Source organism: Halomonas sp. BN3-1, assembly GCF_003056325.1.
GTDB classification, from domain to species: domain Bacteria; phylum Pseudomonadota; class Gammaproteobacteria; order Pseudomonadales; family Halomonadaceae; genus Halomonas; species Halomonas litopenaei.
Window position 1 is genome coordinate 46,145 of sequence record NZ_PYVV01000008.1, and the last position, 13,806, is coordinate 59,950.

General features: G+C 63.5%; 9 protein-coding genes. 6 read left to right on the forward strand and 3 right to left on the reverse strand.

Annotated elements, in window-relative coordinates; genetic code table 11:
- Positions 1–9: 9 nt before the first annotated feature.
- From odhB to sucD, 4 genes are all read left to right on the forward strand, one after another.
- The gene (odhB, locus tag C9F12_RS12165) at positions 10–1,596 is read left to right on the forward strand and encodes a 2-oxoglutarate dehydrogenase complex dihydrolipoyllysine-residue succinyltransferase (RefSeq protein ID WP_108449047.1); all 1,587 of its coding nucleotides are present in this window, start codon (positions 10–12) and stop codon (positions 1,594–1,596) included.
- 66 nt (positions 1,597–1,662) lie between these two features.
- Positions 1,663–3,099, forward strand: coding sequence for a dihydrolipoyl dehydrogenase (gene lpdA, locus C9F12_RS12170; protein WP_045992946.1), 1,437 nt, complete (start codon positions 1,663–1,665; stop codon positions 3,097–3,099).
- A gap of 185 nt (positions 3,100–3,284) precedes the next feature.
- Positions 3,285–4,451: an ADP-forming succinate--CoA ligase subunit beta gene (sucC, locus tag C9F12_RS12175; RefSeq protein WP_045992945.1), complete on the forward strand. Its 1,167-nt coding sequence runs from the start codon at positions 3,285–3,287 to the stop codon at positions 4,449–4,451.
- Positions 4,451–5,323: a succinate--CoA ligase subunit alpha gene (gene sucD, locus C9F12_RS12180; RefSeq protein ID WP_045992944.1), complete on the forward strand. Its 873-nt coding sequence runs from the start codon at positions 4,451–4,453 to the stop codon at positions 5,321–5,323. The genes sucC and sucD overlap by 1 nt, the downstream gene beginning before the upstream one ends.
- A 136-nt stretch (positions 5,324–5,459) precedes the next feature.
- Here the strand turns inward: sucD and C9F12_RS12185 are convergent, their stop codons facing one another.
- Both C9F12_RS12185 and C9F12_RS12190 read right to left on the reverse strand, forming a co-directional pair.
- A complete protein-coding gene (locus C9F12_RS12185; RefSeq protein WP_108449048.1) occupies positions 5,460–6,506 on the reverse strand; it encodes a lysylphosphatidylglycerol synthase transmembrane domain-containing protein in 1,047 nt (348 codons plus the stop codon).
- On the reverse strand, positions 6,499–7,614 hold the full coding sequence (locus C9F12_RS12190) for a glycosyltransferase (protein ID WP_108449049.1): 1,116 nt from the start codon (positions 7,612–7,614) through the stop codon (positions 6,499–6,501). Before C9F12_RS12190 ends, C9F12_RS12185 begins: the two co-directional genes overlap by 8 nt.
- 347 nt (positions 7,615–7,961) lie before the next feature.
- Here C9F12_RS12190 and C9F12_RS12195 point away from each other — a divergent pair, with 347 nt between their 5' ends.
- Positions 7,962–10,637, forward strand: coding sequence for a T6SS effector BTH_I2691 family protein (locus C9F12_RS12195; RefSeq protein ID WP_108449050.1), 2,676 nt, complete (start codon positions 7,962–7,964; stop codon positions 10,635–10,637).
- Between the two features lie 12 nt (positions 10,638–10,649).
- Entirely contained in the window at positions 10,650–11,585 is a 936-nt protein-coding gene (locus C9F12_RS12200) for a DUF6708 domain-containing protein (RefSeq protein ID WP_108449051.1), read from the forward strand.
- Between the two features lie 161 nt (positions 11,586–11,746).
- On the opposite strand, the gene C9F12_RS12205 is transcribed toward C9F12_RS12200, so the two are convergent.
- On the reverse strand, positions 11,747–13,687 hold the full coding sequence (locus C9F12_RS12205) for an exoribonuclease II (RefSeq protein ID WP_108449052.1): 1,941 nt from the start codon (positions 13,685–13,687) through the stop codon (positions 11,747–11,749).
- Positions 13,688–13,806 lie beyond the last annotated feature (119 nt).

Genomic DNA, 13,806 nt, shown 5'->3' on the forward strand with positions numbered 1-13,806 from the left:
GGATACGACATGGCTACCGAGATCAAGGCACCATCCTTTCCGGAATCCGTTGCCGAAGGCACCGTAGGTACCTGGCACAAGAAGCCGGGTGACAGCGTCGAGCGTGACGAACTGATCGTCGAGATCGAGACCGACAAGGTCGTGCTCGAGGTGGTGGCGGTGGAAGCCGGCACCCTGTCAGAGGTGCTGGTGGAAGAAGGCGACACCGTGGAGTCCGAGCAGGTCCTGGGCCGCATCGGTGAAGGCGGCGGCGAGTCCAAGGAGGCGTCCGAGGAGTCGTCCGAGAAAGACGAGGACGACGCCAAGGAAGACGCTTCCGAAGCGTCCGACGACAAGGCCGAGAAGAAGCCGGCCGAAGCGCCCAAGGGCGGCGGCGAGAAGCGCGACGTCAAGGCGCCGAGCTTCCCCGAGTCGGTGCAGGAAGGGACCGTCGCCAGCTGGACCAAGAAGGTCGGCGAAGCGGTCAAGCGTGACGAAGTGCTGGCCGAGATCGAGACCGACAAGGTCGTGCTCGAGGTGGTCGCACCGGAAGATGGCGCCCTGGCCGAGATCAAGATCGAGGAAGGCGACACCGTGGAGTCAGAGGCCGTGCTGGCGGTGTTCGAGGTGGGTGCAGGCGGTGGCTCTGCCGATACCGCCGACCAGGAAGCGCCCAAGGCCAGCGCCGACGATGGCGACAGCGACGAGCAGGTCGGTGACAAGATCGTGGCGCCTGCCGCGCGCAAGCTGATCGCCGAGCACGACCTCGACGTCAGTGCCATCAAGGGCACCGGCAAGGATGGTCGCGTGCTCAAGGAAGACGTGCTCAAGGCGGTCAAGGACGGCGGCGCCAAGAAGTCCGCGCCGGCCAAGAAGGCCAGCTCCGGCGCCACCGCAGCCCCGGCCGTGGAAGGCGAGCGTCCCGAGAAGCGCGTGCCGATGACCCGTCTGCGCAAGACCATCGCCAAGCGTCTGGTCCAGGCTCAGCAGACCGCTGCCATGCTGACCACCTACAATGAGGTGGACATGGGTGCGGTGATGGAGCTGCGCTCCCAGTACAAGGACACCTTCCTGAAGGCCCACGACGTCAAGCTCGGTTTCATGGGCTTCTTCGTCAAGGCGGCTTCCGAGGCGCTCAAGCGCTTCCCTGACGTCAACGCCTCCATCGACGGTGACGACATCGTCTACCACGGTTATCAGGACATCGGCGTGGCCGTATCCACCGACCGTGGCCTGGTGGTGCCGGTGCTGCGCGATACCGACAGCATGAAGATCGCCGACGTCGAGAAGGGCATCGTCGACTTCGGCAAGCGCGGACGCGAAGGCAAGCTGGGCATCGAGGACATGCAGGGCGGTACCTTCACCATCACCAACGGCGGCATCTTCGGCTCGCTGATGTCGACCCCGATCCTGAATCCGCCGCAGACCGCGATCCTCGGCATGCACAAGATCCAGGAACGTCCGATGGCGGTCAACGGCAAGGTCGAGATTCGCCCGATGATGTATCTGGCGCTGTCCTACGACCACCGCATGATCGATGGCAAGGATGCGGTACAGTTCCTGGTCACCATCAAGGAGCTGCTCGAGGATCCGGCGCGTCTGCTGCTGGAAATCTGAGCCTGACCGTGGCAGCGACAGGGATTTACTGCAGAGCCTCTGCACACAGAACGAACAGGAGCCAACATGGCCGACAAGTATGATGTGATCGTCATTGGCGCGGGCCCGGGTGGCTACGTGGCCGCCATCCGTGCTGCTCAGCTGGGTCTGAAGACCGCCTGCGTCGAGAAGTGGATCGGCAAGGAAGGCAAGGTGGTGCACGGCGGTACCTGCCTGAACGTGGGCTGTATCCCGTCCAAGGCACTGCTCGAGGCCTCCCACAAGTTCGTCGAGGCCCAGCACGACTTCGACGACATGGGCATCCAGGCCGGCGACGTCAGCATGGACGTGTCCAAGATGATGGCGCGCAAGGACAAGATCGTTAAGCAGCTGACCGGCGGCATCTCCGGGCTGTTCAAGGCCAATGGCGTCACCGCCATCGAAGGTACCGGCAAGGTCGTGGCCAAGAACAAGGTCGAGGTCACCGACAAGGACGGCGAGTCCAGCACGGTCGAGGCGGACAACATCGTCATCGCCGCCGGCTCGGTGCCGGTGGAGATCCCGCCGACCCCGCTGACCGAGGGGCTGATCGTCGATTCCACTGGCGCCCTCGAGTTCCAGGAGACGCCCAAGCGTCTGGGCGTCATCGGCGCCGGCGTCATCGGCCTTGAGCTTGGCAGCGTGTGGAGCCGTCTTGGCAGCGAAGTGACCGTGCTCGAGGCGATGGACAGCTTCCTGCCGATGGTCGACTCGGCCATCGCCAAGGAGACTCAGAAGCTACTCAAGAAGCAGGGTCTGGACATCAAGCTCAACGCCCGCGTGACCGGTTCCGAGGTCAAGGGTGAGGAAGTCGTCGTCAAGTACGAGGACAACGAGGGTGAGAAGGAACTGACCTTCGACAAGCTGATCGTCTGTGTCGGCCGTCGTCCCTACACCAAAGGCGTGGTAGCCGACGGCCTGGGCGTCGAGCTGGATCAGCGCGGCTTCATCCACGTCGATGACCAGTGCCGCACCAGCGTGCCGGGCGTCTACGCCATCGGTGACTGCGTGCGTGGCCCGATGCTGGCCCACAAGGCCTCCGAAGAGGGCGTGATGGTGGCCGACATCATCGCAGGCCACAAGGCGCAGATGAACTATGACGCCATTCCCAGCGTGATCTACACCCACCCCGAGGTGGCCTGGGTCGGCATGAACGAGCAGGACGCCAAGTCCGCCGGTATCAAGGTCAAGACCGGTAGCTTCCCGTTCGCCGCCAGTGGCCGTGCCATGGCCAACAACGCCACCGAAGGCCAGGCCAAGATCATCGCCGACGCCGAGACCGATCGCATCCTGGGGATGCACATCGTCGGTCAGCACGCCGGTGAGCTGATCGCCCAGGGCGTCATCGCCATGGAATTCGGCTCCAGCGCCGAAGATCTGGCGCTGACCTGCTACGCGCACCCGAGCCTGTCCGAGGCGGTGCACGAGGCGGCGCTGGCGGTGGAAGGTCACGCCATCCACGTGGCCAACCGCAAGAAGCGCTAGCAAGACAACAAGCGCCCGGTAATCCTAGGCAAGCCTGTGCAGTTTTGGCAGGCTTGCCGGTGTTTTCCGCGAGCGCATCGCCGCCGACCATGTATCGGTGGCGGTCGGTGGCGACCCGATGACTTTCGTCCCTCGGGGCAGGGTGGGTCGCCGTTCGAGTCACATGCAACCAATGGCATGAATCGATGAACCTTCACGAGTATCAAGGCAAGCAGCTGTTTGCTGACTATGGTCTGCCCGTTTCCAAGGGCTTCGCCTGCGACACCCCCGAAGAAGCCTATGAGGCTTGCAAGAAGATCGGCGGCGATATGTGGGTCGTCAAGGCCCAGGTCCACGCCGGTGGCCGCGGCAAGGCCGGTGGTGTCAAGCTGATCAAGAGCCCGGACGAAGCCAAGGCCTTCGCCGAGCAGTGGCTGGGCAAGAACCTGGTGACCTTCCAGACCGACGAGAACGGTCAGCCGGTCGCCAAGATCCTGGTCGAGAACTGCACCGACATCGCCAATGAGCTGTACCTTGGCGCGGTGGTCGACCGTGGCACCCAGCGTGTGGTCTTCATGGCCTCCACCGAAGGTGGTGTCGAGATCGAGAAGGTCGCCGAAGAGACGCCCGAGAAGATCCTCAAGGCCGAGATCGACCCGCTGGTCGGCGCTCAGCCCTACCAGGCGCGTGAGCTGGCCTTCGCCCTCGGCCTGGAAGGCGCGCAGGTGAAGCAGTTCACCAAGATCTTCCTGGGTCTGTCCAAGATGTTCCACGACAAGGATCTGGCGCTGCTGGAGATCAACCCGCTGGTGATCACCGACGAAGGCAACCTCCACTGCCTCGACGCCAAGATCAACCTGGACGGCAACGCCCTGTACCGTCACCCGGACCTGCAGGAAATGCGTGATCCGTCCCAGGAAGACGAGCGTGAAGCCAACGCTGCCCAGTGGGACCTGAACTACGTCGCCCTGGAAGGCAACATCGGCTGCATGGTCAACGGCGCAGGCCTGGCCATGGGCACCATGGACATCATCAAGCTCCACGGTGGCCAGCCGGCCAACTTCCTTGACGTCGGCGGCGGCGCCACCAAGGAGCGCGTGGCTGAGGCGTTCAAGATCATCCTGTCCGACGACAGCGTGCAGGCCGTGCTGGTCAACATCTTCGGCGGCATCGTGCGTTGCGACATGATCGCCGAAGGCATCATCGGTGCCGTCGAGCAGGTCGGCGTCAATGTGCCGGTCGTGGTGCGTCTGGAAGGTAACAACGCCGAGCTGGGTGCCGAGAAACTGGCCTCCAGCGGTCTGAACATCATCGCTGCCAAGAGCCTCACCGATGCGGCTCAGCAGGTCGTCAAGGCAGCGGAGGGCAAGTAATGAGCATCCTGATCGACAAGAACACCAAGGTCATCTGCCAGGGCTTCACTGGCGGACAGGGGACCTTCCACTCCGAACAGGCCATCGAGTACGGCACCCAGATGGTCGGCGGCGTGACCCCGGGCAAGGGCGGCCAGGAGCACCTGGGCCTGCCGGTGTTCAACACCGTCAAGGAAGCCGTCGAGCAGACCGGCGCCGAGGCCAGCGTGATCTACGTGCCAGCCCCGTTCTGCAAGGATTCCATCCTGGAAGCCGCCAACGCCGGCATCAAGCTGATCGTGTGCATCACCGAAGGCATCCCGACCCTCGACATGCTGGACGTCAAGGTCAAGTGCGATGAGCTGGGCGTGCGTCTGATCGGTCCGAACTGCCCCGGTGTCATCACCCCGGGCGAGACCAAGATCGGCATCATGCCGGGTCACATCCACAAGCCGGGCAAGGTCGGTATCGTGTCGCGTTCCGGCACCCTGACCTACGAAGCGGTCAAGCAGACCACCGACCACGGCTTCGGCCAGTCCACCTGTGTGGGCATCGGCGGTGACCCGATCCCGGGCTCCAACTTCATCGACATCCTCGAGATGTTCGAGAAGGACCCGGCGACCGAGGCCATCGTCATGATCGGTGAGATCGGCGGTACCGCCGAGGAAGAGGCTGCTGCCTACATCAAGGAGCACGTCTCCAAGCCGGTGGTGTCCTACATCGCTGGTGTCACCGCTCCTCCCGGCAAGCGCATGGGCCACGCCGGCGCCATCATCGCCGGTGGCAAGGGCACCGCGGACGAGAAGTTCGCCGCCCTGGAAGCCGCGGGCGTCAAGACCGTGCGCTCCCTGGCCGAGATCGGCGACGCCCTGAAGGAAGCGACCGGCTGGTAAGCGGTCCTACCGTCAGAATAAGCGTCAGAATAAAGGCCACCTCCGGGTGGCCTTTTTTGTGGCTGGAACTCCACCAGATGCGACGAAGGGGCGGGTCGAAGGGGGAAGTACTAGGAAAGGGATCAGGACGGGGCGACTACGATCTGGCCCGCGTGCGCCACCAGCCGACCACCTGTGCCACGAACACCGGCGCGCCCGCCACCAGATAGAGGTGGTAGCTGACCAGGCGCCAGACGATCACCGCCGCCGCGGCCTGCTCTCGGGCCATCAGCGGCAGCAGCAGGGCGCCTACGCTGACCTCTGCGGCGCCGGCGCCGCCCGGCAGTACGCTCAACTGGCTGGCGGCCATGGCCAGCATCTGCACCAGAAAGGTCCAGGCCCAGTCGGCGCCGCCGCCGACCCCCACCACCGCCAGGTACAGGAGGCTATAGCGCGCCAGCCAGTGCAGGCAGCAAAGCGCGAAGATCGCCATCAGCACTCCCTTGGGCAGCGCCAGCGTGGTCGCCAGGGTTCGGCGACAGCGCAGCAGGCGCCGGACCAGCCAGCGCCTGGGCCCCGGGCCGACAAAGGGAGGGGGAGGGACATGGCGCAGCAGCCAGGGTAGCCACACGATCACCACCGCAAACACCACAAGCGCCAGCAGCAGCGCCGCCAGGGAGGCCTCGACCAGGGCCTGGTGAGGCCAGCTGGCCAGTCCGCTCATCGACAGCGACACCAGTACGCCCAGCATCAGGCTGAAGAACAGCATGTCGGCCAGTTGATCGACCAGAAAGATGGCCGAGGCCTGGGCCGGCGGATAGCCGCGTCGTGCCAGCAGCCACAGCAGGGTGGCGACGCCTCCGCTTCCAGCGGGGGTGGCACACAGCGCGAACTTCGACGACATCTCGATCGCCAGGGCACCGCCCTGACCGAGGCGGCCGGCTCGTCCGTCGAGCATCAGGCGCAGGCGCGCCGCGTTGAGGTTCCAGCAGATCACCGCCAGGGCTACCATCAGCGCCAGCAGGGGCAGCGGGAAGGCGATGACCGCAGTGAAGGTGCCGGCGCCCCCTAGCCACCACGGCAGCAGCAGGGTGATGGCCAGGGTCAGGATCAGCAGGGCGGCCTTCCACCACAGGCGCGATCGTATCCCGGCAGGGGCACGCAGGCGCCTGTCCAGCGATGGTGTTGGCCCAAATCTAGCCATGGCGCCGATCGCGCGGGCAGACCGGATCGATGACGGCTTCGTAGTGGTTGAGCAACGAAACCATCACCTTGTCCCAGTCGAACTGGCGCTCGACGAAGCGCCGAGCGTGGCGCCCGGCCGAGCGTGGATCATTGGCGAACAGCGCCTCGGTAGCCTCGGCCATGGCGGCTGCCGAGTGTGGCTGACATAGCACGCCGCCGCCCAATGGCACGTTCTCGATCAGTGCGCCGGCCCTAGCGCCGATCACCGGGATGCCGCTGGCCATGGCTTCCTGGGCGATCAGCCCGAAGGTCTCGCGGGTGCCCGCGTGCAGCAGGGCATCACTGGAGGCGAGCGCACGGGCGACTTCGTGAACGCCGACGCAGCGATTGATGACGCTGACGTTGGCGGGCACCTCGGTGGGCATGCCGGGGCCCATCAACAGCAGGTGGTAGGGAGGCCCAAGGCGCCTGGCGGTGTCCAGCAGCACCTCGATGTTCTTTTCTCGTGAGTAGCGCCCGACGAACACCAATAGACGGCTGTCATTGTCCAGGCCCAGCTTGCGCCTGAGCTCGGGATCGCGCCTGTCCGGGTGAAAGGTCGCCAGATCGACGCCAAGGGGCTGCACCCGAACCCGTTTGACGCCCCAGGATGTCAGACGGTCGGCCATCGCCTGGCAGGGCGCCAGCACGCTGTCGAAGCGGCGGTAAAGGTCGACCACGTAGCGCTCCAGCCGTCGCTGCACCATCGGCCCGAAGCGATCCCCCATCAACCGAGGAAGGTCCGAGTGGTAGAAGCCCACCACCGGCACGCCGAGACGCTGGCCGGCGTTTAGTGCCGCCCAGGCGGTGACGTAGGGGTCGCCGGCTTCGATCAGATCCGGCGATAGCTCCACCAGGGCGTCGCGCCAGGGCCGGCGGCGCAGCGGAAAGCGGTAGCTCTGGCCCAGCGGGATGCGCAGTGCAGGCAACTGGTGATGGTCGCCGAGGCTGTCTCGCTCGGCCCCCGGCACCAGCAGACTGGTGCGCAACTGCGGGAAGCGCGAAAACACCCGGTGCTTGGCTTGAAGGTAGGTGCGTACGCCGCCGCTGGCGGGGGCGTGAAACATGGTGACGTCGGCGAGATGCAAAAGGGGCCTCCATGGCGAGCGCGTCATTGCCATGAGCCTACGAGGGAAATAAGTCAGTTCAGCGACAGGGGTGGGCAGTACGTCATCATCCTCGAGATGAGCTGGGCAAGAAGTAAGCGAGGTGGACTGACCCTTGCATCGGATGTGCCTTCGGTCGCTGGCGCCTTGATCTCGATACGCTCCGGAAGCGCGCTTGTCGAACCGGAGTAGTGGTTAGGTGTTCTCGTACAGAAGTTGGAGGTGGCGACCCCTTATGCTGAGAGAAACAGCGGCGGCAAGGTCCAAGCCGCGTTTCATCGCCACCAGCACATGGAGCGGGAAGGCGACTTCAGGGAAGGGGGAGAAGTATGGCGGACGTCAGGATTAGCGAGATTGCCGACTGGCTCGAGGCACTGGACGACAACAGCCCGCTGCCAGGAACGAAGCAGCAGGGCTGCCCTTGCTGCGACAGGGTGGGACTACCCATCCTGCCGGTGCGCTACGCGGTATCGGACCGTCACGTCAGCGACTGGTCGCAAGACCTTCCCAGGTCGATGGCGGTACACGCCAATCGCCACTTTCCTGCCCCGCGTGAGACGCGCTATGTCCTGCGCCTGATGCGCGAGGGCTATCTCTACCTGTTCGACGAGAAGCGCCAGCGCTGGCAAGCCTGGCGCATCACTCACGACTCCCGTTTCGAAGAATTTGACCCCTATGGACGCGGGCCGAGAGAGGCGGCCTACGGGGACTCGCACATCGACGCGCCTTGCAATATTCCCGAGAATAACCTCTCGGCACGCCTGATTTCTCTACCGAAGGCTCAGGAAGCTGGCATCGTACACGTTGGCTATAGTGACCATCCCTTCACGCAGGCCATGCTGGGGCGGCTGGAGCGCAACGACAGCGGCCTGCGTGATCGCCTACTTAGTCCTTTCGATGTGGCTGCCTGGCTCGGTAAGGGAGAGGCCGCTGGCGTCATTCCCTCTACGCAACTCGGCACGCATGTCATGGAGTTCAATGACACCTGTCCCGAGGAACTGCTGGAAAACGATGGTTTTCCTCTTGTTGGCGTCTGCGAGCGATTGCCGTCGACGGTGAGTCAGCTTCGCGATCGGATGAACTGGATGGTCCAGGACGCCCCTCAGTGGATCGACAGGACCCCGGTACTAGCGGTGGCTGACCCTATCGGTATGTGCATCTCCGTCAATCATTTTCGTAACCAGGCCAAGGCTCGCCTCGATCGCTATGCCCGCGGCAAGGATGTGGTGGAAAAGAAGGTGACGTCGGAATTGATCGAGGGCATACGAGAAGCGGTGAAAAGCAAGGCCGAGCACCAGGCTGAGAAACATATTGAACGGGCACGTCGAGCCGAGGTATTTGGTGACCAGAGGCTCGCTCAGGAGTTCGATGCGCTGACGGACGCATCAGAAAAGGCAAGGCGCTGGGCGCTGATGGGCGATATCGACAGGCGAAGAGTCGAGCGGGGGCGCCGCGAGCTCGAATTGCTGCGCGCTCAGCAGGCTGATAACGCGCTAGCCTATCAGCGTCGTGCCATCGAGCAGAGCTGGGAAAAGTATCAGGCCTGCTATGACGAGCAGCGGCGTCTGGAGTTCGAGTCGCGCTATAGCGCCCATCTTGAACGTGACAGCCAAGCGGTGGTGAAGCTGGCCGAGATTCACCGTGACTGGTTGATGTCCGATCTGGTCCGTGACGCCATGCTGGGCTACGACGACCAGGATCTGGACAATGGGGCGGCCTATGAGGTGGCAGTGGCCGCCATGACGGTGGGCATGACCACGACAGAGACGGGGCAGGAAACCGTCGCCGAGTTGATCGAACGATCGATCGACGAGGTGGATTCCTACCTGTGGCGTGCCACCTTCGCCAATCACGCCCCTGCCATCGACATGGTCAAGGATCTGGTCTACGAAAGTGCCTTCTGGGGCAGCAAGATTCTGGGTCCCTTAAGGCGGGTGCTGGGGGCTGACATGGACAACCGCTCCCAGACCGAGCAACTGCTGGCCACCATGGCCAGTCAGATCGCGCAAAAGCTCGGGCTGGTCAGCTACACCAATATCGCCAACGACTCGCTGGCACGACTGTGGCAGGCGGTTGGCTGGGTGCGCTATGGGTTCAAGACGTCCTTGATGGTGTTCGATGCCACCCCCAGACAGCTGTTGTCCATGTACGACCAGGTGCTCTGGCGTGATGAACTGGCCTTCCGCAATATTCGGCATGACCTGCGCCACTTCTTCCCACCCTTGCCGGAAGGGCCTCCTGATGTGCCGATACGTCTGTGGGCCTTTGTTCCCACCTCCGTGGACCCGCTGCAGCGCCCGATCATCCAGGCGGAACTTGCCCAGTCGATCGAGATGCGGCGAATAGCCGTCGCATCGGCAATGACGCCCGGCTCCTGGTTGGGCGTCTTCGCCGCCAGCCTGGAGCTGATCAATTCGGTGTATCTGGGCGAAGCCGTGTTTGACGAGAACTCCGCCAGGAGTCAGGCGGAGCGAAACTGGATGTTTGGCGGTGGGCTGCTGTATCTGGCCAGTAGTCTGGTCGGGGTGACCAATCAGATGATCCACCCGGTGGCGGCGCCGGAGAGCCGTCTTTACAGAGGGCTGGCCTGGGGCGGAGGAATTTCCGCAGCGCTGGGGGCCTGGATTTTTGGCGTATGGCATGCAGTTAAGGCAGTCAAGGCATATCAAAGCGGGGACTTGGTTCTATTTGCGTTGTACGCATCTTCCTCACTTGTCTTTTTGGGCTCTGGAGCCTCCGCGCTGGCTGCTGTGGCTCAACAGGTAGGCAAGATATCGGCAACGGAAGCGGCGATGGGTTCCTTGATCATCAGTCGCTCAGGCTGGGCCTTGGAGGCTGCCAGGCTGGGTTGGATTGGCCTGGCGGTGGCGCTGTTGATCGTGGCGTTGGAGAAGAACCAGCTCGAGACCTGGCTGACCCGCTGCGTCTTTGGCAATGGAGATGCTGACGTTCGTTACCGGGATCTTCAGGCGGCGCTCGATGCGCTGGACGATATGACGCGCTAGAGGATGGCCGCGATGATCAACGAGTACTTTACCCAGCTGTTGTATCGCGACCGGGGGCTCGACTGGTTTGCCGAGCCGCTGGATATTCCTGTGGACGACGATATCCCCTTTGACCTAAAGACTCGAGCAACCGATGAGCCCTATGACGCCGAGTTTATCTACACAAAGAATGATGTTTTTCTGGAAACCGTCAATGCCGATGAGTTTTGTCGGCGGGGCATGTACACAGCAATGTTTGGCTTTCTTTTTGGTGGGTTGATTCCCTTTGCTGTATTGTTTTTTCTTGAGGTTGCCTGGGATTTTTATACTGATGGTCTAAGCGTTCTGAGATGTGTGGCGCTATTTTTTTGTTCTGTTTTCATTTTTTTTCTTTCCTACGTAGTCTGCAACGCCCACTCCGCCTGGGACTGCTTTACCTATCGCCATGCGGCGATTCGCTTTAACCGTCGAACCCGTCAGGTGCATGTGTTCTATACGCCCAAGCTGGGCGGTCCACGCAGCTATGACTGGGACGATATTCTGGCGACCATCACCCCCTTCGACAACGGCGGCTACTTTGTGCTGAACATCATGGCGGCAACGCCGGACGGAACCCGCTACTACGACAGCTTTCCGGTGGGGGGTGAGTTAGTGAAGCATGAGGAGTGCCTGGGCTGGTGGGAGTATATCCGCCGCTATATGAAAGAAGGGCCGGACCAAGTGCCGGAGCCCGGCTGGTACCACACCGACAGGCTGTCGCTGAAGGAGTCCTTTCTGCGCTGGTTCCCACTGCGGGAGATGAAGCGTGACAAGGCCCGGGGCCATGATATTCGTTACTCTCAATGGCGCATGGTGCTGATGTCGCCGATGCTGGCGCTGTTCTCATTGGGGCACTTTGTCTCGATGCTGACCAGCCGCAAGGTGGCCTGGTCGAAGGAGATTCGCGAGGCCTGCGGGAAAGGCGAATGATGGCGTGAAACACCGGGAGCCTTGCCAGTCTTGCCTGGTCTTGCCGCCGTTGGGCCGCAGCAATTGAAGCCATCTAAGAAAACGGCGACCCGAAGGTCGCCGTTTTCTGTACTTCCAGGTCGATAGCGGTGTTACCGCCGCGACCGAGCAGGAAGGATCGCTCAGGCGGCGGGCTGGGCCACCAGTGAGCGGGTCTCTTCCTTGGCTTCGGTCAGGGCGACGCGTACCGCGTCGCCGAGCTTGAAGCGCTCCTCGCCCTCGATCTGGATGCGGCCTTCCTTGTCGTCGACCACCACCTTGTCGCGATCTGCGTGCATCAGCGGTGCCGGCACGAAGGCGGTGGCGCCGTTGGCGGTCAGGCGTACCCGCATGCCGCCGCGGTTGATGGCGATGATCTCGGCATCGAACACGTCCTGCTGCTTGGCCGCCGGGGTCAGGTAGCGCACGTAGAGCCAGTCCTTGACGTCGCGCTCGGCCAGGCGGTTGAGGCGACGACGCTCGGTGAGCTGCTCGGTCAGCTCGACGCTGGCCTCCTTCGGCGCCTGCTCGCCCTTGAGCACGCGCTTGATCAGGCGGTGGTTGACCATGTCGCCGTACTTGCGGATCGGCGAGGTCCAGGTGGCGTAGGCGGCCAGTCCCAGGCCAAAGTGCGGGCCCGGCTGGGCGGACATGGCGGTAAAGCCTTGGAACTTGCGCAGGCGGGCGTCGAGCCAGGCATCGTCACGGCTTTCCAGCGCACGCTTGAGCTCCTTGTAGCGCGACAGGTCGGTCAGCGCCTCACGCTCGACGGCGATGTCTTGGGTCGCGAGGAAGCTCTGGGCGGCCTCGGCCTTGTCGTCCTCGAAGGCACGATGGACGTTGAAGATGCCGTGACCGACCTTGTCGGCCAGCAACGCCGCACAGCAGGCATTGGCGGCGATCATCGACTCTTCGATCATGCGGTTGGCGATGCGCCGCTCTTCGGTGCGGATCGCCAGCACGTTGCCGGCCTCGTCCAGGTCGAAGACATAGTCGGGACGGTCCTTGAACACCAGGGCGTGCTCCTGACGCCAGGCGGTGCGTGCCTCGGTCAGATCGCGGAGGGCCTTGAGCTGTTCACCGATGGTGTCGTCGGGTGCCCAATCGCCCTGGCCCTCGAGCCAGTCAGAGACGTTGTCGTAGACCAGGCGAGCCTGTGAACGCGCGGTGGCCGCGAAGAACTGATAGTCACCGAGGCTGCCATCGGCGTTGACGTCCAGGCGACAGGCCAGCACCGGGCGCTCCTGGCCCTCGTGCAGCGAGCACAGATCGTCGGCCAGCTGCTCGGGCAGCATGGTGACGTTCTGGCCCGGCAGGTAGACGGTGAAGGCGCGGGTGCGGGCCTCGAGGTCGGCGGCGTGGCCTTCCTCGACGTAGGCGGTGGGGTCGGCGATGGCCACCGACAGGCGCCAGCCGCCGTCCTCGCGGACCTCGACGCGCAAGGCGTCGTCCATGTCCCGGGTCTTCTCGCCATCGATGGTGAAGAAGGGCTCGGCGGTCAGGTCCTCTCGCTCCAGGCCTTCGTCGCGCAGCGGCCAGTCGTTGCCGGCGTCGGGGCATTCCTGCTCGAGGGCGTGGCGGGCCAGGGTGACGCGCCAGGGCACTGCGGGATCATCGGTCTTGGCCACCAGCTCGTCGATCTGGGTAAAGAAGGCGCGATCGTCGGGCTTGAGCGGGTGGCGCACCAGACGTGCCACTACCCAGTCGCCGTCACCGATGGCGTCTTCCTCGAGGCTGCGCTTGATGCGTGCCTTCATGGCGGTCTTGATCGACGGGTGATCAGGCACCACCGCCAGGCGTCCATCGCGCTTCTGCACCCGGGCAACGAAGCGCTGCATGTTGCTCTCGATCAGGGTGTCGGGTTCCACCGACTTGCGCTCGCCTTCCTCGTGCAGCACTGCCTCGACGCGGTCGCCGTGCAGCACCTTCTTCATGGCGGGGGGCGGCACGAAATAGGACGCACCGTCCTCGCACTCGAGGAAGCCGAAGCCCTTTTCGGTGGCTTTGATGACACCCGTGACGCGGGGGGTGTTATCGCGGATCTGTTGCTTGAGCTGAGCCAGCAAGGCGTTGTTCTGCAGCATGGTCACGATCGAGTGGCGGGAATAAGGGGGCCACTATACGGATTGTTGCAGCCCCGGCCAAACCCCGTGGAGCCCGAGGCCACAAATCAAGGGGTTGGAAACGGTATCCGGCAAAATTT